20 protein-coding genes are annotated in these 23,545 nt (G+C 68.9%); 1 reads left to right on the plus strand and 19 read right to left on the minus strand.

Going from position 1 to position 23,545, the window contains the following annotated elements:
- Window positions 1-33 precede the first annotated feature (33 nt).
- The 7 genes from ABZ664_RS15580 to ABZ664_RS15610 form a co-directional block, all read right to left on the minus strand.
- Window positions 34-1,338, minus strand: coding sequence for an FAD-dependent oxidoreductase (locus ABZ664_RS15580; protein ID WP_362509029.1), 1,305 nt, complete (start codon window positions 1,336-1,338; stop codon window positions 34-36).
- A complete protein-coding gene (locus ABZ664_RS15585; RefSeq protein ID WP_362509032.1) occupies window positions 1,335-2,708 on the minus strand; it encodes an NAD(P)/FAD-dependent oxidoreductase in 1,374 nt (457 codons plus the stop codon). The genes ABZ664_RS15580 and ABZ664_RS15585 overlap by 4 nt, the downstream gene beginning before the upstream one ends.
- Window positions 2,705-4,138 (minus strand): FGGY family carbohydrate kinase, encoded by a 1,434-nt coding sequence (locus ABZ664_RS15590; protein WP_362509035.1) that lies wholly within the window; start codon window positions 4,136-4,138, stop codon window positions 2,705-2,707. Before ABZ664_RS15590 ends, ABZ664_RS15585 begins: the two co-directional genes overlap by 4 nt.
- Window positions 4,135-5,604: an amino acid permease gene (locus tag ABZ664_RS15595; protein WP_362509039.1), complete on the minus strand. Its 1,470-nt coding sequence runs from the start codon at window positions 5,602-5,604 to the stop codon at window positions 4,135-4,137. The genes ABZ664_RS15590 and ABZ664_RS15595 overlap by 4 nt, the downstream gene beginning before the upstream one ends.
- A 182-nt stretch (window positions 5,605-5,786) precedes the next feature.
- Window positions 5,787-6,554 carry a DeoR/GlpR family DNA-binding transcription regulator gene (locus tag ABZ664_RS15600; RefSeq protein ID WP_362509042.1) on the minus strand — a complete coding sequence of 256 codons (768 nt, stop codon included), beginning with the start codon at window positions 6,552-6,554 and terminating at the stop codon, window positions 5,787-5,789.
- Between the two features lie 114 nt (window positions 6,555-6,668).
- Window positions 6,669-7,796, minus strand: a complete 1,128-nt coding sequence (locus tag ABZ664_RS15605; RefSeq protein ID WP_362509045.1) for an FAD-dependent oxidoreductase — start codon at window positions 7,794-7,796, stop codon at window positions 6,669-6,671.
- Window positions 7,797-8,146: 350 nt separating this feature from the next.
- Complete coding sequence (locus ABZ664_RS15610) at window positions 8,147-8,698, minus strand: hypothetical protein (RefSeq protein WP_362509048.1); 552 nt, start codon at window positions 8,696-8,698, stop codon at window positions 8,147-8,149.
- Window positions 8,699-9,013: 315 nt separating this feature from the next.
- On the opposite strand from ABZ664_RS15610, the gene ABZ664_RS15615 reads away from it, so the two are divergent.
- Entirely contained in the window at window positions 9,014-10,726 is a 1,713-nt protein-coding gene (locus tag ABZ664_RS15615) for an alpha/beta fold hydrolase (protein ID WP_362509051.1), read from the plus strand.
- A 356-nt stretch (window positions 10,727-11,082) separates the two neighbouring features.
- On the opposite strand, the gene ABZ664_RS15620 is transcribed toward ABZ664_RS15615, so the two are convergent.
- From ABZ664_RS15620 to ABZ664_RS15675, 12 genes are read right to left on the minus strand one after another with little or no spacing between them, the layout of a single operon-like run.
- On the minus strand, window positions 11,083-12,087 hold the full coding sequence (locus ABZ664_RS15620; protein WP_362509054.1) for a diiron oxygenase: 1,005 nt from the start codon (window positions 12,085-12,087) through the stop codon (window positions 11,083-11,085).
- Window positions 12,087-12,866, minus strand: a complete 780-nt coding sequence (locus ABZ664_RS15625; protein WP_362509057.1) for a phosphodiesterase — start codon at window positions 12,864-12,866, stop codon at window positions 12,087-12,089. The genes ABZ664_RS15620 and ABZ664_RS15625 overlap by 1 nt, the downstream gene beginning before the upstream one ends.
- A complete protein-coding gene (locus ABZ664_RS15630; RefSeq protein ID WP_362509060.1) occupies window positions 12,850-14,100 on the minus strand; it encodes an ATP-grasp domain-containing protein in 1,251 nt (416 codons plus the stop codon). The genes ABZ664_RS15625 and ABZ664_RS15630 overlap by 17 nt, the downstream gene beginning before the upstream one ends.
- Window positions 14,097-15,710 carry a CTP synthase gene (locus ABZ664_RS15635; RefSeq protein ID WP_362509063.1) on the minus strand — a complete coding sequence of 538 codons (1,614 nt, stop codon included), beginning with the start codon at window positions 15,708-15,710 and terminating at the stop codon, window positions 14,097-14,099. The genes ABZ664_RS15630 and ABZ664_RS15635 overlap by 4 nt, the downstream gene beginning before the upstream one ends.
- A 34-nt stretch (window positions 15,711-15,744) precedes the next feature.
- Window positions 15,745-17,043, minus strand: coding sequence for a cation:proton antiporter (locus tag ABZ664_RS15640; protein ID WP_362509066.1), 1,299 nt, complete (start codon window positions 17,041-17,043; stop codon window positions 15,745-15,747).
- Window positions 17,043-17,567 (minus strand): hypothetical protein, encoded by a 525-nt coding sequence (locus tag ABZ664_RS15645; RefSeq protein ID WP_362509069.1) that lies wholly within the window; start codon window positions 17,565-17,567, stop codon window positions 17,043-17,045. Before ABZ664_RS15645 ends, ABZ664_RS15640 begins: the two co-directional genes overlap by 1 nt.
- A complete protein-coding gene (locus ABZ664_RS15650) occupies window positions 17,564-19,150 on the minus strand; it encodes an AAA family ATPase (protein ID WP_362509072.1) in 1,587 nt (528 codons plus the stop codon). The genes ABZ664_RS15645 and ABZ664_RS15650 overlap by 4 nt, the downstream gene beginning before the upstream one ends.
- Window positions 19,143-19,574 (minus strand): SRPBCC family protein, encoded by a 432-nt coding sequence (locus ABZ664_RS15655; RefSeq protein WP_362509074.1) that lies wholly within the window; start codon window positions 19,572-19,574, stop codon window positions 19,143-19,145. The genes ABZ664_RS15650 and ABZ664_RS15655 overlap by 8 nt, the downstream gene beginning before the upstream one ends.
- Window positions 19,574-20,110 (minus strand): DUF6031 family protein, encoded by a 537-nt coding sequence (locus tag ABZ664_RS15660; RefSeq protein ID WP_362509077.1) that lies wholly within the window; start codon window positions 20,108-20,110, stop codon window positions 19,574-19,576. The genes ABZ664_RS15655 and ABZ664_RS15660 overlap by 1 nt, the downstream gene beginning before the upstream one ends.
- Window positions 20,107-21,174 carry a DUF6001 family protein gene (locus ABZ664_RS15665; protein ID WP_362509080.1) on the minus strand — a complete coding sequence of 356 codons (1,068 nt, stop codon included), beginning with the start codon at window positions 21,172-21,174 and terminating at the stop codon, window positions 20,107-20,109. Before ABZ664_RS15665 ends, ABZ664_RS15660 begins: the two co-directional genes overlap by 4 nt.
- The gene (locus tag ABZ664_RS15670; RefSeq protein ID WP_362509082.1) at window positions 21,171-22,790 is read right to left on the minus strand and encodes an alkaline phosphatase family protein; all 1,620 of its coding nucleotides are present in this window, start codon (window positions 22,788-22,790) and stop codon (window positions 21,171-21,173) included. The genes ABZ664_RS15665 and ABZ664_RS15670 overlap by 4 nt, the downstream gene beginning before the upstream one ends.
- Window positions 22,787-23,545, minus strand: coding sequence for an HAD hydrolase-like protein (locus tag ABZ664_RS15675; RefSeq protein ID WP_362509085.1), 759 nt, complete (start codon window positions 23,543-23,545; stop codon window positions 22,787-22,789). The genes ABZ664_RS15670 and ABZ664_RS15675 overlap by 4 nt, the downstream gene beginning before the upstream one ends.

Below are 23,545 nucleotides of genomic sequence, written 5' to 3' on the forward strand. Positions count from 1 at the left end.
TGGATGCCGTAGAGGCGCGGTGGGAGAGGGATGTCAGGCCTCCACCCCGATGTGCACGGGGCCCGCCTCCGGGGAGACCGCCCTCAGGATGCCGCTCGGGATGCGGAACACCCGTCCCGGAGCCGCGGGCCACCACAGTCGTCTGCGGGCGATGACCCGTCCCCCCTGCCGCAGCACGATCCGGGGGAACGGGATGTAGCGGTCGCTCCACAGCAGCAGGCGGTGTCGGGCCGGGGCCGGGTCTCCGGGGCGGAAGATCTCCGGCGCCACCCAGCGGAAGGGCGCGTCGGCGAAGAGACGGACCTGTTCGGCCGGGGCGCTCCGTCCGGCCAGCCAGTCGATGACGGAGCGTGCCACATGAGCGCCGTCGATCGCCGCGATGTCGGCGGTGTCCACCGGATGGAGCAGGTTGCCCACCGCGAACACCCCCGGTCGCTCGGTACGGAGCGCGTTGTCGACCAGCGGGCCGTTCGTGCCCGGGTCCAGGGTGATCCCCGCGGCGCGTGCCAGCTCGTGGTCGGGAATCCAGTCACCGGTGAGGACGAGCGTGTCGCACTCGACGATCCGCCTCCTTCCGGTGTCGAGGTCCTCGATCTCGACGGCCCGCAGCTGTGGCCGGCCGATCACCTTCGTCACCCGGGTGCGGGTGGCGACCCTGGTCCGGAAGAGGATCCTGCCGGGAACGCTGAACAGGGAGTAGGAGTCCGGCCGGGGATACTCGGTGGTCATCAGGACGGTCCGGCAACCGGCCTCGCGCAGGGTCAGCGCGGCCGACCAGCTGACCAGCTCGGCGCCGACGACGACCGCTCTCCTCCCGACCTTCCCGTGCCGCAGGTGGACGAGGTTCTGCAGGTGCCCGGTGGTGTAGACGCCGTGAGCCCGGTCTCCGGGGATGAGCCGCGCCGGGCGGGGGCGCTCCCTGGCACCGGTGGCCAGGATGACGGCCCGCGCCTCGACGCGGACGCGCCCTTCGGGGGTGGTGGCCTCGATCACGCGTTCCCCGGCCCAGTTCGTCACGGTGGCGTTCGTCAGGATCTTCGCACCGGCGGCCTCGGCCTGCCTGACGAGTCTCCTGGCGTAGGCGGGACCGCTCATGAAGCGTCTCATGTCCCTGATCCCGTAGCCGGGGTGGTCACTGTGCCGGGGGATGCCTCCGGCTGCGCTCTCCCGTTCCAGGACGAGGACGTCGCCGTCGACCTTCGGCGCGAGCGCGCGGGCGGCGCTCAGCCCGGAGGGTCCGGCGCCGATGACGACGACGGCCGGGGTGAGGACGGTGACGTCGCCGGACGTGACCCCCACCGGGGGTGTCAGCGGTGTCAGCGGTGTCGGCGCTGTCATCGGTGCTCCTCAAGCAGCTTCTTGACCTCGGCGCCGCAGAAGAATCCCTGGCAGCGTCCGTTCATCGCCCGGGTACGGCGGCGCAACCCCTCCAGGGTGGCCGGTGGGATCGGCGATGCGAAGGTGTCGCGGATCTCGCCGGCGGTCACCCGCTCGCAGAAGCAGACCACCCGGCCGTAGGCGGGGTCGGCGGCGATCCGGGCGGCGTCCTGGTACGGGCGGGTGAACGCCTCCCCGAGGTTGGGCATCCGGGGCGGCTCAGGCAGGTTCTCCCGTGGCACGAGCGCCAGGCCGGCGTCGCGGGCGAGTTCGGCGACGTACTCGGCGATGGCGATGCCGGCGGTCAGGCCGGTCGAGCGGATCCCGCCGACCAGCACGTAGCGCCGCCCGGCGTCGGCCTCGATGAGGTAGTCGGGGTGGTCGCTCGCGGCCCGCAGACCGGCGTAGGTCGCGGTGACCTCCTCGCGCAGCAGGTCGGGCATCAACTTCTCGCCCTTGTCCAGCAGGAAGCGCAGTCCCTGCTCCGAGGTCCCGGTGTCGGTGCGGTCCGTGAGGTCCTCGGCGGTGGGACCGAGCAGCACGTTGCCGTAGACGGTGGGGCTGATCAGCACGCCCTTGCCACGCGAGCTGGGCACCGGCAGCACGATCCGGTCGGCCATCGGGCGGGCCGACTTGTCGTAGACCAGCAGCTCGCCACGGCGTGGCGTGACCGTGAACCGGTCGTGGCCGAACAGCCGGTCGACGACGTCGGCGCCGAGCCCTGCCGCGTTGACCACCCAGCGGGCCCGCACCTCCCCGCCGGAGGTACGCAGCACCGTGTGGCCTTCGCGGTCCTCGACCGAGGAGACGGCCCGGTTCAGCAGCGGCGTCACGCCGCGGCCGACCGCGTCCGTGGCCAGCGCGAGGTTGGTGGTCCAGGTGCAGATGATGGACTCGTCGGGCACGGTGAGGCCGCCCAGGGCACCCTCCCCGAGGTAGGGCAGCTGCCGGTACACCTCCTCGGGTCCGACGATCTCCGTCCGGTCGTAGCCGTTCTGCTCCGCCTTGTGGCGCAGGCCCGGCAACGCGTCGAGTTCCTCGGTGGTCCAGGCCACCAGCAGTGCCCCGGTGCGCTCGACCGGGATGCCGGTCCGCTCGGCGTACTCCGACAGCAGGTGGTAGCCCTCACGGACCAACCGGGATTCGAGGGTGCCGGGTTTGGCGTCGAAACCGGTGTGCAGGATGGCGGTGTTCGCCTTGCTCGTGCCGTCACCGACGTCGTCACGCGCGTCCAGCAGCGCGACGCTCAGCTCGTAGCCGGCCAGCTTCCTGGCGATGGCCGAGCCGACGATACCGGCGCCGATCACCGCCACGTCGAACGTGCTGTTCACCGTGCTCCCTCCCCGGGCAGGGTGGCGGCGACCGCCTCTTTCCAGCGGGAGCGGAAGTCGGCCGTCCGGTCGGCGGACCACCGGGGTTCGTAGGTGGTGCTCGGCTCCCACGGGTCCACCGCGTCCGCCAGGGAGAGCGACGGGTCCAGCGCGGCGCGGGCCAGCGCCACCGCCCCCATCGGGGTGGCGTGCTGGGAGGGGTAGACGTCGATCGGGATCCGCGTCAGGTCGGCGACCGACTGCATCAGAACCGCGCTGCGGGTGAGCCCGCCGTCCACCCGCAGCCGGGTCAGCGGCTGCCCGAGGTCGGCGGCGACGAGATCGCCGAGTTCGGCGACCTGCGCCGCGATCCCCTGCAGTACGGCGAGCACGAGGTGCCCCGCACCGGTGGAGAGGGTCAGCCCGGAGAACGAGGCCTTGGCGTCGGGACGCCACCAGGGCGCCGCCAGCCCGGCCAGCGCGGGCACGCACAGCACCTCTTCGGCGTCCGCCGCCGCGACCGTGTCCAGGTCGGCGGCGCCGCGGATGAAGCCGAGATCCTGGATCCACCGTACGGCGGAGGCGGCCGTGTAGACCTGGCCGTCGAAGCAGTACGAGGTCTCTCCCCGGACCCGCCAGGCGACCGAGGCGGCCAGCCGGGCGGTGGAGCGTACGGCGGAGGTGCCGGTGTTGGCCAGCAGGAACGCGCCGGTGCCGAAGGTGCACTTCGCCTCGCCCGCGCTGAGGCAGTTCTCGGCGAGCAGGGCGGCCTGCTGGTCGACCACGAGTCCGCCGACGGGGACGTTCCCGCCGAAGGCGGAGGTGTGACCGACCACCTCGTCGCAGGCGACGATGCGCGGCAGGCGTTCGCCGCCGAGCCCGAACAGCTCCAGCAGTTCCCGATCCCACTCGCCGTCGTCCAGCCGGGTGACCAGCGACCGGCCGGCCGTCGCGACGTCGGTGACGAACTCCCCGGTCAGGTGGTGGATGATCCAGGAGTCGGAGGTGGTGACCACCCCCTGCTCCGTCACGTTCCGGCGTAGCCAGGCCATCTTCGGTGCGGAGAAGTACGGGTCCAGGACCAGCCCGGTGGTCGCGGCGATCCGCTCCCCGTACTCCCCCAGCTCCGCGCAGACGCTCTCCGAGCGGCGGTCCTGCCACACGATGGCGGCCGAGAGCGGTTCACCCGTGGCGGGATCCCACGCCAGGACGGTCTCGCCCTGGTTCGCCAGCGTGACGGCGTCGATCCGTACCCCGGCCCGCGCGACGGCCTGACGGCCGGCGTCGAGCACCGAGTCGAGCAGCTCCCGGGGGTTCTGCTCGACCCCGCCGCCGGGCAGGTAGGTGGGGCGGACCGGGAGCTCGGCAAGGCCGAGCACCTGGCCGCGGGCGTCGACGACGATCGCCTTGGTGCCGGATGTTCCCTGATCTATCGCCAGTACGGTGGTCACCGTCGGTGCGCCCCCTCCGTGTGCCCGCCCTTGGCCACGTCCGGTGCGTCGGCGGTCAGCTCCGCGTCGATGGACTGCATCTTCGGCATCACCAGGCCCTTCGTGCCCCTGGTGAACAGCAGGTAGGCGAAGTACACGGCGCCGATGGCGAGCATGAGGAGCACGTAGACCCACGACTCCACGAACGAGGAGTCACGGAAGAGCAGCAGTTCGAAGGCGAGCCAGAGCAGCGCGACGACGATCACCGGGATCTCCCAGCGGCCCAGGTCGAAGCCCTTGCTCGGCGGCAGTGACCTGCGCTTGACCACGTACATGATGACGGTGCCGGTGTAGATGATCGCCGGCAGCAGGGTGGCGGCGGCGAACAGGCCGAACAGGGCGTCGGTCCGGGTGGAGAAGATCGCCAGGATCAACTCACCGACGACGAACATGAAGACGGTGGCGTTCAGCGGGGTGCCGAAGCGGGGGGAGACCTTGTGCAGGCCCTGCCAGCCGGGGAAGCGCTGGTCGCGGGACATCGCCCAGACCAGGCGGACGCCGGTCATCATGATCACCATGCCGCAGGCGAAGATCGCGATGACCACCAGCACGAGCAGCCCCGTACCCACGACGGGGCCGAGCGACCGGCTGATCACGTCCGCGACCGGGGTGCCGGACTTGGCCAGCTCGATCGGGTCACCGGCGAGCAGGGTGACCGCGACCAGGAACAGGAAGCCGAGCACACCGGAGGCCAGCACCGCCTGCCACATGGCGCGGGGGACGACACGGGCCGGGTCCTTGGTCTCCTCGGCGAGGTTGGCCGCCGACTCGAAACCGACGATGGTGAACGCGCCGAGCAGGAAGCCCAGCATCCACGGGCCGGCCGAGGTGAGCGTGCCCATGCTGAGGTAGCCCTCGGAGGGGACGGCGCCGGTGCTGAACAGGTTGGCGAAGTTCAGTTCCTTCGCGATGAACCCCACGACCAGCAGCAGCAGGACGAGCGCGATCATGCCGATCAACTCGGCCGTCACCGCGAAGTTGTTGACCCGCTCGGTCCACTTGGTGGAGAGGCCGACCAGCAGCGCCTGGCTCAGGATGACCACGCCGGTGATCGCCCAGGCGTTCATCGCGTTGCCCTCGTAGCCGAGCAGCACGGGCATCACGGTGGAGGCGATGGTGTAGTCGACCGCCACGACCACGACGCCGAGGAACGAGAACGAGACCCAGCCGATGATCCAGCCGAGCACGGGGTTGGCCAGCCGGGACATCCACTGGTAGGAGTAGCCGGTCACCGGGATGCGCGCGGCCAGCGAGCCGAAGATGAACGCGACGGCGAGCTGACCGATGATCACGAGCGGCCAGGTCCAGATGCCCGCCGGTCCCGAACTGTTCAGCACCGAGCCGTACGTGGTGAAGATGCCGGTGGCGATCGAGACGAAGGCGAACGCCACGGCGAACGAGGCGAAACGCCCCGTACCTCGCTTCATCGCCTGCTTGTAGCCGAATTCCGCGACATCGGAGGAAGATCCCCGGCTCTCAGCCGCAGGTGGTGAATAATGGGTCATGGATTCCCAACTCCTGTGTTTCCTGTCAGAGGGTGCATCGGTGCGGTGGTCCGAAGCCGGGTGGCGTTGCCGCGCCGCCCGGCTCTTTCAACGGTCGGGAACGTTCAGGACAGCACGATCACCCCGCCTTTGCGGGTGAACGTGTCCTGGATGGCGGACGGCGGTTCCGCCTCGGTGACGAGGCCGGTGAACTCGCCCACCTCGGCGACCCGGTGCCGGGCGACCAGGCCGAACTTGCCGGAATCGGCCAGCACGTACGAGCGCGCCGCGTTCCTGAGGATGATCTTTCGCACCGCGATCTCATCCAGGTGGTAGTCGGTCAGACCGGCCGAGGCGTCGATGCCCCCCGACCCGAGGAACGCGATGTCCGGGTTCAGGTCCGTGAAGAACGTCTGGGCCACCGGACCGGAGAGCGCGAGGTCTCCGGTCCGCAACCGGCCCCCGCAGACGAGAACCTCGACGCCGGGCCGCTCGGAGAGCTCGGCGGCGACCAGCAGGGAACAGGTGGCCACGGTCCCGGTGAAGTCCAGTGACAGGGCCCGCGCCACCTGGACGGCGGTGGTCCCCACGTCGATCATCACGGTCTGACCGGGACGCACCAGGGCGGCGGCGGCACGTCCGATGCGGGCCTTCGCGTCCGCGGCGGTCCCGGTGCGTTCGGCGAACGGGGCCTCCTCTCCGCCGACCTGCCCGAGCGTGATCGTCGCGCCCCCGTGGACACGGGACAGCCTGCCCTGGCGCTCAAGCACCACGAAGTCGCGGCGGATCGTCTCCGCCGACACGCCGAGCTCCTGCGCGAGGTCGTCGGTGCTGACGACACGGGAGGTACGCAGTGCCTCCCCGATCCGCGCATGCCGCTCAGCGGGCAGCACGTGTGCCCACTTCTGTGGAAGTTTGTGCTTGCATGACGGGAATTATGCTTATGTGTGGTTATTTGGTCAATACATGGCGCTACCAAAGAGGGAAACCTTTACCGGCGGCAGGGATCAGGCAGCGGACGGGCGGGGCAGCGCGAAGCGCGCGTCGGGTCGTTCACCGGTGAGGGCGAGGTCGGCGAGGATGCGTCCGACCGCCGGAACGAACTTGAAGCCGTGCCCGGAGAAGCCCGCCGCCACGACGACGGGACCCACTCGGTCCAGGATGAAATCAGAGGTCGGCGTCGTGGTGTACGTGCAGCTGATCGGGGTGAAAGCGTCCGCGTCGACACCGGGCAGCCACGTGCGGGCGTACTCACGCAGAATGCGCAACTGGGCGGGCTCCGGCTGGAAGTCGCGGTCGTCGGGGTCGACCACCGGCCCCGTGCCGTGAAACCCGGCCTTGACCCCCTCGCCGGGCGTCCCGAGGCCGTACACCCCGCTGAGGAACCCCGTGGCCTTCAGTGTCTCGCCGTCAAGGTGATGCACGAAGCTGGGCCACGCCACGTCGTCGCGCAGCGGGGTGAAGTGCGCCGGCTGCTCCTGCGTGACGCGCAGTGGCGGCAGCGGCACGAGCCCGCCGAGCAGCTTCTCCGCCCACGCCCCGGCCGCGACGACGACCCTCTTCGCGCGGTAGACGTCCTCCCCCGCCACCACCTCGACGGCGTCGTCGCCGCGTACCGCGATCGAGGTGACCGGCGTCTCGTGCCGGACGACGGCGCCCAGCCGGACGGCCTGCGCCTGAAGCGCCGACAGGGCGTCGTCGGCGTGCAGCCGTCCGCCTGCCGGATGAAAGAGCACCCTGCCGTCGTACCGTAGACCGGGCCAGCGCTCGGTGGCCTCCTCGGGGGCGAGCCACTCACCTGGCGCACCCGCCGCCTCGGCCGCTTCGGCCAGTACGTCGAGGTCCGCCGTCCGCCCGTGGTCGACTCCGCCGGTGAGGGTGAGCAGGGAGACGTCCGAGACGTCCTCAAGCTCCCGCCACAACCTCTCGGCCTCTCGGGCAAGCCGAATGTAGACGGGCTCGGCGTAAGAGACGCGGAAGATCCGGGAGGCCCCATGCGAGGCTCCGCGCACGTGCCCCGCCTCGAATCGCTCCAGCAGCACCACGTCGACCCCGCGATCGGCCAGCCGCCACGCGGCCGCCGATCCCATCCCCCCGCCGCCCACGACGACGACATCCACCTCGTGCCTGGTCATTCACGACTCATTCCGCTTTTCGTGCCGCCCGCTTCTCCTGCCCCTGACACGTATGGCGAGGCTCTCGCGGCGACGGCCTTCACCGTACACTTCCAACGGAACAAAAACCCATATTACCTAGCTGCCTTACATAAATACTGCTCAACCCGTGCTCTCGATGGGGTTCGCCCAGCAGTCCGGACAGCTTGGTACACGGTTTGGAGCACATCGGACCACCTGCCGCTTGGTGCAGGTGGTCCGGTGGATGGTGCCGCTGAGGATCTCCCGGGCGGTGCTGCGGCCTTCCGCATCGTTCAACGGCCCGGCGATCCAGCGCCGGGTGGAGGCCGAGCCGTGGCGAGGACCACCGGTCAGTGGGTGCAGGTGGCCGAGACGGTGACGTTGTAGATCCACCACGCGCCGCCGGGCGCGGAGTAGACCAGCGACGACGTCGTGGCGTAGCCCGTGCACGCCTGGCCCGCCGCCAGGAGCGCCGCGCGGGCAGCCTGCGAGCCGTTCTCGACGGCGACGGACGGGCTCGCGCCACCGGCCTGACTGGTCTCGGTGCGCGGCACGGTGTACGACGGCGGCGTGGATGAGGGGACCTCGCAGTTGCCCGACGCGGTCGCCTCGTAGATCCACGCCGAACCGTCGGGCGCGGTGTAGAGGTGCCTGGTGGTGGCAGACACGCCCGAGCAGACCTCGCCCGCCGCGGCGGCCTGCTGGTTCAGCGCGGCGCGGGCGTTGTTTTCCGCGGCTGCCTTTCCCGCCGCCGGGCTGGGGCCCCAGCCCGAGGAGGTGGCCGAGCGATAGGTAGCGGCGAGCGCGGTGGGAGCGGACAGCAACGCGCCGCCGGTCAACATCAGGGCGATGACGAGGGCGAAGCGCAGAACCTGGGCAGGACGACGAACACTGAGTTCCATGATGTCCCTCTCGCGAGAGGCCGGAGGTTCGGGACCGTCACCATAAAACCGGGCAGACCGGGCCGACCAGCGCCGGGAGCGCGGGCGGGCATCCGCGCACGTCAAGGCTGAAACTTTCACCTAGGTCCGCACCACAGGCGGAAGCCGCACGCGACATCACCCCCGCCGGCTTGACACGACCCGCGCGCCAAGTGATCGTCAGGGCCCGGCCTCCCCCGGGTCGCTCGCGAACCGCCCTTCACGGCAGGGAGACCCATGCCTGTACGGAAGCCTCGACCGGTGGACGTGCACGCACGAAAGACGGAGAGTGACGACATGACGGACACCACGGGCGACTCCCCAGACGGCACTCGCCTGCCCTGGGTGACACGGCTCTCGGACCACGCGGCCCATGCCTCCGCCTCCCGGCAACGGGGCGCCGCGGCCGCGGCTTCGGTGGAACACCGCCGCCGGCGGGGGAGCGCGGACCGTGCTCCGGCCGTGCCGCGCGACGTGGGAGGGGACGGCACGAGCGCGGTCCCGGCCGACCCGGCGCGCGGGCGGGGCCGGTCCGGACGCCTCGTCCGTGCCGTGACGGCCGCCGCGCTCGTGCCGGTCGCCGCCGCGACCCTGGCCGCCCCCGCGGTCGCCGCACCCGGTACCGCCACCGGGGGCAAGGGACTGCGGTGGGAGGCGTGCGCCGGGGTGAGCACGCCGGACCTGCGATGCGCACGGGTCACCGTCCCCCTCGACCACCGTCGCCCGCGCGGCCGCACCATCTCCGTCGTCATCTCCCGGCTGCCCGCCACCGACCCGGCGCGGCGCCGGGGCGTTTTGCTCACCACCGGCGGCGGACCCGGCGGGCCGGGCGTCCCGCTGCCCGTGAGCCTCGCCCCGGCGCTGTCCCCCGAAGTCCGCGCCCGGTATGACCTGGTCGGGTTTGACATGAGATTCATCGAGCGCAGCACGCCCATCGGCTGCGGGCAGCCCGAGGAGGAGCCCAGCGGGTTCTGGGTACGCCCCGCGCCCCCCGGACGCTTCCCCGCCGAAGCCGCCGAGGCCCGGCGGTACGCCGAAGACTGCGCACGGGCCTCCGGCTGGGCCCTGCCGCACGCCACCACCGCGAACGCCGCCCGCGACATGGACCTCATCCGCGCGGCCCTCGGCGAGGAGAAGATCTCCTACCTGGGCGGCTCGTACGCGGGACTGCTCGGCACCGTCTACGGCACGCTGTTCCCGCACCGCGTGGACCGATTCGTACTGGACAGCCCGGTGAACGCCGACACGATCTGGCGGCCCTACGAGATGGGCCGCACCCCTGCGTTTGAGAAGGGAACGGTGGCCCTCGCCGCCTGGGTCGCCGGACGGCACTCCGAATACGGTCTGGGAGAGACCACCGCACAGGTGCACGCCACGCTCACCGGGATCCTCGACCGGGCCACCCGAGCGCCCATCGTCATCGGCGGTCACGCCTGGACCATCGGCGAGCTGGGTGCCCTGCTGGTGGCCGGGATCTACGACGAGCGCGCCTTCGGCGTCGTCGCCGCGGCCTTCGCCGCCGTCGCGGCCGGACGGGAGCCGTCCCTGCCATTCCCCATCCGCCCTCCGCGGCCCGAGGGCGTGCCCGGCGTACCCGCCGACCACTACACCGCCACCAACATCGCCTACCGCTGCGCCGACGCCCCCTGGCCGCGCGACCCGCGCGTCTACCTGCGCGACATCGCCTCCCAGCGGGACCGCCACCCGCTGTTCGGCCCGGTCAACGCCAACATCAACCCATGCGCGTTCTGGCCGCCCGCCAAGGACGAACCGGTGCGGCTCGACGGCAACCGCGCGCCGGCCGCCCTGGTCGTCGCGGCCCTGCGGGACGTGGCGGTGCCGCCGTCTGTGAGCAGAGCCGTGGCCGCGCGCATCCGCGGGTCACGCCTGGTCACGATCGACGCCCAGACCCACGCCCCGTTCCCGCACTACGGGAACGCCTGCCTCAACGCCACGGTCACCCACTACCTCACCACCGGTGAACTGCCGGCCACCGACACCGCCTGCTGACCCCGCCGCCCAGCGCGCCCACCTCTTATCCGTCCGACAGCCGCTTCCGCCGCTCGCCCACGGCGGAGACCGCGCATCGTGCGGCCGGAGGACACGGCAGTGTCCAACGCCGCCAGGGTCTCCTCCAGCGCTCGCGCGGTCGGCTTTATCGACGCATCGACCGTCGCCGGCGTGATAGGTCAGAGGAGGACAGGGCGGACGAGCCGGCCTGTAGGCCGGGTGCTAATCCGGCCTGCGCGTGACCTGCACGCCGGCCGGCGATCTGCCTCCTGACCTGATCGGGACACCTGGTCGACGCACACGCCGGCCGGCCTCCTGAATCGCGGAGATACCTGGCTCGCGAGAGCCCCGCGGGTTTACCGATGGATCTGGACGACCGACCAATCGAAGTCGATCTCCTCGAGGACGTCCATGTCCGAGAACAGCGAGTGAATTCCACTGAAGTCGCTGAACAGGCGGCTGCCGCCGGGGCTCTTGCAGTCTTCCAGCATGCTGCGCCCCTCCGCCACGCCCACCAGGTCCATGATGCGCTGCCACGTGCTGTAGTCAGCGGTCGTGTAAGCGGTCAGGGCCTCGAAGGTCGAGCGGGTGAAGAATCGCTGCTGCGCCGGGTCGAGGCTCGGATAGACCTTCTTGGCCAACTCGGCCGCGATAGCCGAGTGGCAGTACTCATCACGGGCGTGCAGCCGTGCGGTGGCGCTGTGCACGGGCTGGATCTCGGGGGCGTCGGCGATCGTGTCGAGGTACGGGCCGATGCCGATCTCGGCGATGGTCGCGAAGGCGAGGGTCGTCAGGCTGCGCTGCCAGCGTTCGCCAGACCCTTCCCACAACTCCTGGTGGCGCCGCGAGTGCAGCGGCAGCGGCAGCGCGTTGTCCGGGTACGGTTTTCCACGCAGCTTTCGCGTAACGGCACTCGCGTTCATGTGCATGAGCGTGTGGTACTGCTCGTCGACCATCGCCTGGGTAAGGCACGTCTCCAACTCGTCACCGGACAGGGCAGGGAACTCCCCGCTGATGACCAACCCGAAGGCCGGGTTGGCGATCGCCTCTTCGGTCACGATCGTCTTCCGGTTGAAGGCGATGATCGCCCAGGTGAGCACGTCGCTGCGCTGGGCTGGGTCGAGAGCAAGCCAGGTCGGATGGTTGCGGAACGGAAGGATGCTCTCCGGATAGTCGGGGCGCTCCAACTCGTACAGGTCCTCCAAACGGAGTTCGTCACGCTTGACACTCGCGCGGCGGTGCCAGTTTCCGGCGAGCCGCCGGATCACTGCGCTCTCGGTGACATCTGCGCCGCCGTCGTTGATCGCCGCCAGATCTTCGAAGAGCGCTTCGTCGTACTCGTCGCGCTTGATGACGCCCATCAGAATTGCTCCATCTTGTAGTCAGGGCATGGTTGGAAATAGGTGAACAGGCGGTCGTCCCAGAATTCGTGCAAGACCACCAACGGTTCGGTGACCCCATGATCAGGATCCGCTCGGTCCAGCGGGAGTTTCCAGGCGTAGGCCGTACTGGGCGCCATGATCAACGGGATCCCGGCGAACTCGGTACGCACGGCCGTATGGACATGGCCGCACAAGATCCCGACTACTTGGGGGTGGTCGGCCAGCACGTCGGCGAGTGCCTGAGCATCGGCGAGTCGGGAGCCGTCCAGGTTGGGGACGCCGAGCGCGAGCGGAGGCTGGTGGAAGGCGACCACGGCCGGCCCTCTGGATCCGCGCAACGCCTCTGCGAGCCATTCGAGCGTTGCCGCTCCGAGCTCGCCTTTCGAGCTGCCCGGCACGACAGCGTCGCAGAGAAGCACGGTGAGCTCGCCGACCCTGACCACCTGGTTGACCGGACCGTCCCCTGGCTGGTTCAGCAGCATCCGGCGGATCAGGTCTCGGTCATCGTGGTTGCCAGGGCAGACGAAGATCGGCAGCACCCCCGACAGCGGATCCAGTACCTCCGCGAGCGCCTCGTATTCGCGGTCGAGCCCGTCCTGGGTCAGGTCACCGGTGATGACCACCCCCGCCAGGTGCCCCGCCCGCCGCCGCAGATACTCCACTACCCGGGACGCCCGGGCACCATGGCGCCCGTCCGCGTCTATGTGCAGGTCGCTGATGTGGGCAATACGAGTGACCCGCTCAGTTGACGACTTCATAGAAGCCTTCCCCGTCGAGGTAACGGACCGTGTGATAGTCCCGCTGGACGACCCCCGGCAGCTCGTGGACGAGATGGACCAGCATGGGGTAGGTCATGTCGTTGATCGAGCGATGCAGCCTGTCCCCTACCCGAGTCCGGATCAGGGCCTCGTCGAAGCTCTCCAGGGCTTCCAGCTCGGCCATCCGCGGGTATGCGGCCAGCACCCCCGACTTCGGTGAGATTATGTTGACGCAGGTCGCGTGGCGCGAGATCTCGTAATCGCGCATCGCCCTCTCTCTGAAACGGTCCTGGTCGACGTATGCGTCAACGGTCCACTCCAGTTGCGACTCACCGATCGCCTTGCCCGTGAGCACGGGCAGGTCGGAGCCGCAGATCCGGATGCCGGTCTCGATCAGCCGCGGCCCGTCCGGGGTGAGCTTCAACTCTGTGTGTGCGCCGCCGTTGCGCACCCCCAGAGCGTCCAGGACCTCGGCGGCGTATGCGGCCAGCGAGTCCTGCTCCGGCCCCCTTCGGGGCATCAGCACAGACCCGCCGAGCAGATCCTTGACTCCGTTGATGTCGAGGTGCTGGGTCTCCCAGATATCGCAGATGTAGTGGATCCCGTCCATGCTGACCGAGTTGACGTAGTACTCGGTGCCGCGCAGGTACTCCTGGGCCACGACCCCGTCGTTCACCTGGGTGAAGGCGCTGTACGAACCGGCGAGTGACCGGAAGGCCGCGATCACCTCGTCGGCGGAGTCGCAGAAGGAGACCCCATCGTTGAGCGCGCTGCGCAGCGGCTTGATCACTACTCTGCCGCCGACCTTCTCGTACCAGTCGAGCAACGTCTGCTCGTCGGTCGCCCGCACCTGCTCGGCGGCCGCGACGCCCGCCGCCTTCACCGTCTCGACCATCTGGTACTTGTCGCGGCGGGCGGGGCTGAGAGCGGCTCCGTTGGTGCGAAGACCCAGCCGGTCACTGAGCTGGTCCGCGAGTTCGACGCCGCTCTCCGCCCCGGCGATGACAACGTACGGGCCATGTGCGGCGATCTGCTGGAGTGTCTCCTCCAGGTCTCCGCGGTGCACGATGTGCTCGTAGAAGTCATCTGGCCGGTAGCGGGAGGCGAAGACCGCGGGCGGTTCTGGTGTGCTTTGAACATGCAGGGTCCGGAAATCCCGCTCGTGGAAGAGGGGAGCCAGGAAACGGGCGGTCGAGTACGCGTCGACAATCGCGACGACAGGCTGTGGGGTCACAGGTCCCTCCTGTTCAGCGCCGCTCCGATGAGTCCGGAGAACAGCGGATGTGGCCGGGTGGGGCGGGAACGAAACTCCGGGTGTGCCTGGGTGGCGACGAGGAATGGGTGGATCGCGCGGGAATACTCGACGAACTCGACCAGGTCCCCGTCGGGGGAGGTGCCGGAAAACACCAGGCCCGCACGCCGGGCCAGTTCCTCGCGATATTGATTGGTCACCTCGTACCTGTGCCGATGGCGTTCGCGGACGACGTTGGTCCCATACAGTTCGTGGACCAGCGAATCCTCTGCCAGCACCGCCAGGTAACTCCCAAGCCGCATGGAACCGCCCAAGTCGGCTTCGCCGGAGACCGCGGCGACCTGGTCGGCCATCGTAGAGATCACTGGGTGCGGGGTGTCAGGACGGAACTCGGTGGAGTCCGCGTCAGGCATTCCTGCCAGCGATCTGGCCGCCTCGATCACGACGCATTGCAGGCCGAGGCAGAGACCCAGCATCGGAACCTGCTGCTCGCGGGCATATGTCACGGCCGCGATCTTCCCGGCGACGCCCCGGTCACCGAATCCGCCGGGTATGACGATCGCATCCGCATCGTGCAGCATGGTCTTGGGGCTGGGCAGGCAGGCCTTCGCGTCCACCCAGTGGAGGTGCACCCGGGCGTGGTGCGCGAAGCCACCGGCCCGCAGCGCCTCGGCGACCGAAAGATAGGCGTCCGGCAGCTCGACGTACTTGCCGACCACGGCGACGGTGACCTCGTGGAGCGGGTGGTGAACCCGCCCGACCAGATCATCCCATCGGGTCCAGTCGATCTCGCCCGCGACCAGGCCCAGCTTGCCGATGACGACACTGTCCAGTCCCTCGGCGTGCAGCGCACGGGGGATGTCGTAGATGGAGGCGGCGTCGATGGCGGCGACCACCGCATCTGTTTCCACGTCGCAGGCTGCGGCGATCTTCTGCTTGAGCTTGTCGGGGATGGCGCGATCGGCCCTCAGTACCAACGCGTCCGGCCGGATGCCCAGGCTGCGCAGGGCCGCCACCGAGTGCTGGGTCGGCTTGGTCTTCAGTTCCTGGGACGCGCCCAGGTAGGGGACAAGCGAGACGTGGAGGTGGAAGACGTTCCCCGGACCTTCCTCGTGCCGCAACTGCCGGATCGCCTCCAGAAAAGGGAGCGACTCGATGTCACCGACGGTTCCGCCGACCTCGGTGATGACGACATCGACGTCGTGCGCCGCCCGCCGGATGTTCGCCTTGATCTCCTCGGTGATATGCGGGATGACCTGGACGGTCTCCCCCAGATAGCCACCACGTCTCTCTCGTGCGAGTACCTCCGAATAGATCTTTCCCGTTGTGATGGAGGCGACTGCGCTGAGGTCGACATCGAGGAACCGTTCATAGTGGCCGATGTCCAGGTCGACCTCGGCACCGTCCTCGGTGACGAAGACCTCGCCGTGCTGTAGAGGGCTCATGGTGCCTGGGTCGACGTTGAGGTAGGGGTCGAGCTTCTGCATGGTGACCCGCACCCTTCTGGCGGCCAACAGCGTCCCAAGGCTCGCGCCGGTGAGCCCTTTGCCCAGGGAGGAGACGACCCCGCCCGTAACGAAGATGTACTTCAAGCTCTCTACCTCGCAGGTCACGATGCGGATGACATCAGGGCAGGGCCGGAGACTCTGCGGCCTTGGGCATGAGCTGCCCCCGAGCCAGCGCACGCTCAAGCCAGGAGCCGGCGAGAAGTGAGGTGGCGATCGCGGTGAGTATCAAGGTGGTGAACAACTGCTGGCTGACGATCCCCGCGTCAAAGGCGAGTGTCGCCATGACGATCCCCGGGCCGCCGCGCGCGTTCATCGCGACCGCCAGGTTGATCGCGTTCTGTGTGGGGCTCCCGGCCAGCCGCGCCCCGGCAAAGACCCCAGCGATCTTCAGTGTGCAGGCGAGCAGGATGAACCCGATGGTGAACCACAGGGCGAACCCGTGCACCAGATCGAGCTTGAGGCCGACTATCGCGAAGTAGATGGGAATGAAGAACCCGGAGGCGAAGGAGCGGATCGCCGTCATGGATTCCGATCCTGTGCGAGGCAGGTCCGTCAGCAGTCCGACCGCGAATGCACCGAAGATCGGCGCCAGCCCGAGCAGTACACATGAAGCGGCCACGCCCAGCGTGAGCACGACCCGGATCGCCACCTGGTCGGCGGCGCGGTCGGACACGAGCCGGCGAGCCGGCCGACGTACCTTGCTGACCCCGTACACCAGCAGCAGGAATCCCATCGAGGCAAGCGTGTGGTAAACGATCGACTCGGTGGTGGAGGAAAGCTGCAAGACCGTGGACAGGCCGAATGCGTCCTGCTTCGCATGACTCACCATGCCGAGCGCGACGGCGAGCAGGACATTCAGCACGATGTCCTCCAGCACCGCGACCGACAGAACAACTCGTGCGAATGCCGTTTGCATGATGCCCAGATCGAGCATGATCCGGGCGATCACGGGAATGCTGGTGACCGCGAGCGAGCTGATCAGCACCAGCCCCAACGCGATGCTGTTGTTTGCCGGGCCGATGAGTCCGGAGCCGTCCAGGAACCACGTGAACAGCACGCCCCCGGCCAGAGGTACCACTATCCCGGCTACTGCGATCATGCCGACCGTTCGGCCGTCGCGGCGAGAGAACACCGTCCTCATCTCCGCACCGGCGAGGAACATCAGCAGCAGCATTCCGATCTGACTGACCAGGCCGAGCCCGCCGGCGACCACTCCGGTCCGGGGAAACAGCCATGCCTGTGCTTCAGGGGCGAACAGGCCGAAGAGCGTCGGCCCAAGCAGGAGGCCGCCGAGGATCTCCCCGATCACCGGGGGTTGACGGAACCGTTTGAACACCCGCCCGAACAGGTTGGCTGAGCCCAGCAGGATCGCCAACGCCGCCAGGATGCCGAACAGGTCACCGTCGGTGATGCTCACTACGGTCTCCGGAAATCGAGGCTGAACCGAGAGGCCACAGCCGAGGAAGATCCGGTGTACCTGCCGTCGTAGTTGATCGCGGAACCCTGCATCGTCCAGAAGGCAAGCTTTCCGATGATCATTCCGGGGTAGACCCGGACGGGGTGGGCGACCTTGATCTCAAGCGTCCAGGGGAAGACCGCGCCGCTGTGTCCCAGCGGCGCCGAGTACTGGATCCAGATGCCAAGAGTCGAGGCCGACCGGCAGGCGTAGAGCGTGGCCGCGTGGTGAGGGCTGCCCATCGCCTCCATCGTGCTACCGAGGTAGAGCCGGCCGGGTTCGAGAACCGTCCCGTCCGAGCCCATGGTGGTGTGCACCGCCTCCGGCAGTTCGTAGCAGTCGATGACCTTCTTCTCGTAGGTCAGGATGTCCTCCGCCAGCCGGAAGCCGTAGCTGTTGGGCTCAAGCCTTTCGGCGTCGAAGTCATCGATGTGGATACGGCCGACCTCGACCTCGGCCAGGATCTGCGCGCCGGTGAGGATCACAGCCAGCCCTTCAGGAGGTCGTGCACGGCGGCACGATGCCCGTCCAGATCACCGCTGTTGTCCAGCTCCAGGTCCGCCTCGATCTCGTCCAGCCGGCTGGTCGAGCGATCGGCGCGTGTCGGGTCCCCCCGTTTGGCCAATCGCTCCTGCCGCAGGTCCTCATCGCAGCGAACCCGCAACACCCGGAAGCCCAGGGCACGTAGGGCGACGGCGTCCACCTGCGGGTCGCGCAAGTCGTCATTGACGATCACGTCCGCGTCGACGGCACTCAGCCTGACCGTGAAGTCATCGATGAAAGCGCGCGGGTTGATCCGGCGTAGGTTGTCGGCCAGGTCCTCCATCAGGATCTGGTCTTGCGCTCCGGCGCCCACTGTCCGGCCCGCAGTCACGTACACCGAGTCCTGCAGGTCGTACAAGGGCTTCGCCAGTTTGACCCTGGCGTGGCTCAGGCCTGCGTCGGTCGCTGCTTCCTCCAGCAGGGACGCGGTCGTCGACTTCCCGCTGCCCGCCAGGCCGATCACGGCGATCCGAAGGCCTCCGCCGCGCAGTACCCGGTCAGGGTCCACATCGAGGGTGCCACGCAGTCGGACCATCGCCACCGACGGAAGAACCTCACGAAGATCGGCGAGCGATCGGTAGAACGCGCAGTAGTCCGGTACCAGGTGGGACTGCCAGGTGAAGAACGTGGTGTCCACCTGGCGGTCAACGATCTTGTTAAGGTGGGCCCAGCGCTCGGCCTCCGACCGCAGCTGCCAGGTGGTGAGCGGCTCGCCGGGGCGCACCTCGGGCAACAGGATCGCTGCGAGCCGCCGCGGCTGTGCCGAGAACTCGACCCCCAGCCAGCCCTCGAAAAGGTCCGGGTCGATGAGCAGTTTGTCGGTCGCGGCCCGCTCATCGATTCCGGGGTCCACCTGTTCGCGGACCAGCCGTTCCAGCCGGGCGTCGGCTCGGATGGTGCCGACACCGACGTACGGGTAGTCGCGCCACGGGTAGACCTCGATCGTCTCGCCGACGCGGCGGCAGAACACCTTGTCACCGCTGAAGTACGACCAACCGGGACGGCGCAGCGCCGACAGCATGGTCGTCGTTTTACCCGCGCCCTTCGCCCCGGCGATGATCACGGCTTCACTGCCTCGGACCAGCCCGGAGGCATGCAGAACCACGGTGCCGAGGTCCTCTTCGTTCCGGATGACCAGATCACGCAGGAAGTCGATGACCTGGATGGCGGAGCCCGCGGTGATCCGCAGCCGGAACAGCCCGTCCGACCGGGCGTCCTTCGGGACGTCCACCACCGTGGTGCGGTTGACGTAGAGGCGGCGGTCGCCCTCCTCCACCACATGGGCGTCGAAGTTGAACTCCGCCGCGTTGCTGCGGCGGATCACAGACTGCTCGGTGTCCCAGATCTGCCGGTCAACGTCGGCTTCGGGATCGTACGCATCCACCTTGATCGTGAACGTGGCCGGCCGGTCCGAGACCGGCCCCAGCAGATGCCGGAAGAAGCGGCGGATCGGCTGGAAGGCGGGTTCGGCGTCGGGTGAGATCTCAAGCCGGATCACGGTGTTCAGGAAGTCGAGGTCAATCATGGTCGTGGGGTTCCTTGGCCGAGGCGAGGGCGGACAGCAGGAGGTTTGCGTGAGCGCGTAGCGACTGCGCCCAGATGGGGTCCAGCAGCGGGGCCAGCCCGTCGATCCCGAGATGAAAAGCGATGCTCAGTCCGACCCGGGTGCCGGCGCAGTCCGGAGCGAACGTCCACGTCACGACCAAGGAGTCGAAGTCGCCCTGGGTCTGTGCGAAGACCAGCCGTTGGCCTGAGACAGTGGCCTCCCGCTGAGTCCAGCCCACCCGGCTTCCGTTGAGCAGGACGCTCCAACGGGCTGTCCCGTCCGATTGCGGCTCGACCTCGAGCACATGAGGCGCGAGCGCCGGCAGGCCGGTACCCTCCCGGACGATCTGGTGGAGTTCGGCCGCCGACGCGGGGACAAAGGCCGTAGCGGAAATCTGAGGCATCACGACTCCTTCATGAACGGAGTGAGGAAGCCGATGTCAAGACCGGCCGCACGGGAGAGCGCAGCCCAAGAGCGCAGGGTCACCAGCATGTCGCGCTGTCCCTGCGCGATCAGACGGTCAGGCAGCTCGCCGGGGAAGGCTTCAAGCAGCCGCTCCCAGAACACGAAGATCTCGTCATGGGAGCCGGGGCCGCCGAACTCCTCCGCCAGGGCGAAGATCTCGATGAGGTCGGTCCCGGTGGCCTGCGCGACCTCCTGCAGCCCGTACTCCAGTCCGAGCGCGAGGCAGTGCGCGTCGGCCACCGGGACTCGTCCGGCGAGCCGGTTGTCCACGTCGACGAGTTGCTCCAGCAGTCGCAGCTTGACGGCACTCTGCATCTGCGGCTGGTCAGTCCCGCCCTCGATGTCCTCGATATAGGAGCGGCCCTCGGCCAGCATCAGCCAGGCGGCCTGGATCCAGGCCTCTACCGCCGCCGTGACGGGCCGCGCGTGCCCGGCCCTGACCTGGGGGAAAACCGGTATGTCCGCTGCGTTCATGCGCTCGTTCCTCCGGTGTAGTCGATCCGCTGGGCCAAGGCGCCACCCCGCAGGGCGCGCAGCAGCACTCCGGCTTCGCGTCCGGGAACGTCCCTCAACTCGGTGAGGGCGCACGGTCCAGCCGGAGCCCGGCCGGAAGCAGGCATTGCACCGTCCGACGTCAGCAGCAGCTCCGCGCCGGGCAGGAAGGCATACCGGTCCGCGCGATCGGCCGGGTCGAAGGCGACACTGACCGAACGGGTCTGCGCGGTGAGGGCTGCCGCCTCCCTCACCAAGGCGAGGTAGTCGGCGGCGATCCGGGCATCCGGCCGGGTCAGGACGGAGGCCACTGTCACACGCAGCCGCTCCACCTCCGCACCGAGCGCGGCGAACGAGGCATCCGCCCAGCCCTGCTCTGCGACGAGCCGGGCCCACCTGAGCAGATACCACTTCCGGGTGGTGTAGACGTCACCGTGGTGGGAGAGGATCGCGTCCATCAGGAACAGGAGCGTGTTGATCGCGTAGCCGACCCGGCCGCGCAGCTCGCCGGCGGCTTCGGCCAGGGCGAGATGAACCGCCTGCTCGATCGAGCTCTGCAGTGCCGCCCGGCTCCACACGGCCGCCAGTGCCGGCAGCGCGGCGATATAAGGCATCTGCCCATCGAGAGTCAAGCCATTGATGATGCGCTCGGTCTGTTTGCGCCGAGGTTCCCGATGCTTGTCCCAGCTCCGGAAGGCCTTGACGATCTCTTCTGGGGGACGAACGGCCAGGTCTGTGAGCTCCTTGAGGTTGGCAGCCAGCTCCGCGGCGGAGAATGAGACGACCTCCAGATGTTCACCCCACTCGAAGATCTTGGTGGAGATCCGGGCACCTTCCAGGGGTTCGTCCTGGATTCGAATGAAGTCCAGGTCGCTGGTCGCGTTGGCGAGACCGTGCACCGGCGAGCTGGTGATCAGGAGCTGCCCGGGGCCGACCCGCTCAGTCATGAGCGCGCCGAGCGCCGCCGGATCCAGCTGCCTGCTCCGCAGGAAGGTTGTGACGTTGGTGTGCCTCTGCTCGGCCAGCCGCGTCGTGGAGAGATTCATGAGTCGACTTTCTGGAGGGAGCTGAGAAATCGCCGTCGCACCAACTGAGCCGCGAACGTGTTATCGACTTCGCCCAGGTGACAGCGGGCCTTGATGCCGGGGCCCGCAGCCGCGAAGGTGGCCAGTAGCCGGTCATCGCCGGTGTTGACCACGTGGGCACCCGGCTTGGCCGCCGGCCGCACCACAGGACCGGCCCCGGCCGGCGCGGCGGTCGGCTGGTAGTCGTGGTGCAACTCGACGAAGACGACCGAAGGAACGGCTCCGTCCGACAGCGGCACGCCATGCCGGTCCAGGAACCGGGCGACGACCGGCCGGCCGGAGTCGGGGTCGATCACCTCCTGGAGCACAGCCATCGCCCTGGCCATGGCAGGTCCGGCCTCTTGCGGTGGGACGACCCCGTAAGGGCGGTCCAGGGTGTTGACGCAGAGCGAGCCGTTGTTGGCAGGGTGGTAGACCACGCTGGACCGGGCCGGGTCCAGGGCACCCGCCGCGTCCCACGCGGCCAGTCCCGCCTCGATCAAGGGCTCGTTGAGGTGGACCAGTTTCGCGCATCCCACGATGCCGTGGTCGGCGGTCAGGATCACGGTGTCGTTCTGGTCGGCTCGGTCCAGCACCCGCCCGAGGAACTGATCGGCCCAGCCGTAGACCTGGCGCACGAGCTCCCACAGGACAGCGGCGCTTTCTGGGCGGAACATCCCGCTGCGCTCGTCGCACCAGCCGATGAACTCGTGCCCGACATCGTCGGTGATCGGAAGATAAAGAACGACGAGATCGGCTTCATGGCCGGCCAGCGTCCGCTCTGCCGCCCCGGTGAACGCCCGCGCCGCGCACTGGACCGCAGAGAGAAAGACCTCCTCCGCCGCGCCATCGCCCCCTTCGACCAGACGGGGACCGAACGTCCCGGTCCGGTAGGAGGGACCGATACTCTCCCCGGCGAAGACCGGAGCGGTGCGCATCGCCTCGACCAGAGCCAGGTCCGCTCCCGCAAAACGGGCGTGGTAGAGGCCGGTATGGGCGAACAACCGATCGCCGCCCGGCTGCTCCAGACAACGAACCCAGGTGCCGAGACCGTCAGAGAACCGGCGCTCGACCCACCCCTCGGCCGAGCGCACCAGTCGGCCGTCGAACAGCAGCCCGCCCGGCACAGCTTCAAGCTTGTGCCCCTGCCATTGCACCTTCGCTCCGGTGGGGACCCGCAGATGGCCAGGACGGGCGATTCGCCTGCTGAAAGCCTCGACAGCGGCGTCGACCCAAGGCGCCACGGCACCATCGGCGTCGAACACCCATGGGACGTGCACGAAGGCCGCCCGCAGACCGAGCTCCGCCCAGACCGGCGGCACCAGCGGGAATTTCGGCCCGAAACCCGAGCTCATCCCGGTGACCGGCCCCTCCCGGTCCGGAACGGGAAAGCCGGTCACGCCGTGCCGCTCCGTCCCTGTCCCCGTGAAGAGAGTCGCGAGGGAGGGTGGGGTCTGACAGTTGGGGCGCGGTGGCCTCGCAGCGGCGAAGCTCCCCGTTGCCCGCAGCCTCCGTACCGCCGGCAGCGACCCCTCGGCCTCCAGCCGGTCGACGATCCAGGCCGCTGCGGCATCCCAGACCACCCAGTAGACCGTCATCGCGGCCCGGTCAACAGGTCGGGCAGGTCCACGATCGAGTCGATGGTGTGCGAAGCACCGCCGGTCAGCCCTTCGGCTTGTTGATCGGCGAACTTACCGGTCCGTACCTGGACGGTGACAGCCCCGGCGGCGCGGCCTCCGGCGATGTCGGTGGTGGCGTCGTCCCCGACGACGACGCAACCGGTGACCGGGGTCCCGGCCGAATCAGCGGCCAGGGTGAAGAACTCGGCCGACGGCTTGCCGACGACGACGGCCTGACAGCCCGCGGCGTACTCCAGCGCGGCGACGACCGCCCCGGTGTCAAGGTGATCGCCGTCTGCGCGCTTGAAATAGCGGCCGCGCTGCAGCGCCACCAACTGCGCTCCCGCGCGGAGCGCGCGGAACGCTCCGTCGAGAAGGCTGTAGTCCAGGGTGTCGCGGCAGTCCCCCACCAGCACATGCGTGCAGGGAGCGCAGGCCACGGCTTTGAACTCGGTACGCAGAGCCTCGGCAACGACCAGATAAGCGTTCCCTCCAGCCGCCTCGAGCAGCCGTTGAGCCGCGACCACCGGGGTGAACAGCTCCTCCTGCCGGATCCTCAGCCCGAAGCCCTCCAGGTCTGCGGCGACTCGGACCAGAGGTTTGGAGTCGGTGTTGGTCAGGAACCGCAGCACGTGGCCTTGCTCGCGCAGCGCGGCGACCGCTGCCGTCGCGCCCGGGATGGGCTCACCCTTGGCGTAAAGCGTTCCTTCCAGGTCGAGCAGGATCGTGCCCAC

This window comes from Streptosporangium sp. NPDC006930 (assembly GCF_040635605.1).
Taxonomy (GTDB): domain Bacteria; phylum Actinomycetota; class Actinomycetes; order Streptosporangiales; family Streptosporangiaceae; genus Streptosporangium.

What these genes read in the sequence shown, in the direction of transcription:
- ABZ664_RS15580 (WP_362509029.1), bottom strand. Translation starts at nt 1,338, where the DNA reads ATGACAGCGCCGACACCGCTGACACCGCTGACACCCCCGGTGGGGGTC.
- ABZ664_RS15595 (WP_362509039.1), bottom strand. Translation starts at nt 5,604, where the DNA reads ATGAAGCGAGGTACGGGGCGTTTCGCCTCGTTCGCCGTGGCGTTCGCC.
- ABZ664_RS15605 (WP_362509045.1), bottom strand. Translation starts at nt 7,796, where the DNA reads ATGACCAGGCACGAGGTGGATGTCGTCGTCGTGGGCGGCGGGGGGATG.
- ABZ664_RS15610 (WP_362509048.1), bottom strand. Translation starts at nt 8,698, where the DNA reads ATGGAACTCAGTGTTCGTCGTCCTGCCCAGGTTCTGCGCTTCGCCCTC.
- ABZ664_RS15615 (WP_362509051.1), top strand. Translation starts at nt 9,014, where the DNA reads ATGACGGACACCACGGGCGACTCCCCAGACGGCACTCGCCTGCCCTGG.
- ABZ664_RS15620 (WP_362509054.1), bottom strand. Translation starts at nt 12,087, where the DNA reads ATGGGCGTCATCAAGCGCGACGAGTACGACGAAGCGCTCTTCGAAGAT.
- ABZ664_RS15625 (WP_362509057.1), bottom strand. Translation starts at nt 12,866, where the DNA reads ATGAAGTCGTCAACTGAGCGGGTCACTCGTATTGCCCACATCAGCGAC.
- ABZ664_RS15650 (WP_362509072.1), bottom strand. Translation starts at nt 19,150, where the DNA reads ATGATTGACCTCGACTTCCTGAACACCGTGATCCGGCTTGAGATCTCA.
- ABZ664_RS15655 (WP_362509074.1), bottom strand. Translation starts at nt 19,574, where the DNA reads ATGCCTCAGATTTCCGCTACGGCCTTTGTCCCCGCGTCGGCGGCCGAA.
- ABZ664_RS15660 (WP_362509077.1), bottom strand. Translation starts at nt 20,110, where the DNA reads ATGAACGCAGCGGACATACCGGTTTTCCCCCAGGTCAGGGCCGGGCAC.
- ABZ664_RS15665 (WP_362509080.1), bottom strand. Translation starts at nt 21,174, where the DNA reads ATGAATCTCTCCACGACGCGGCTGGCCGAGCAGAGGCACACCAACGTC.
- ABZ664_RS15670 (WP_362509082.1), bottom strand. Translation starts at nt 22,790, where the DNA reads ATGACGGTCTACTGGGTGGTCTGGGATGCCGCAGCGGCCTGGATCGTC.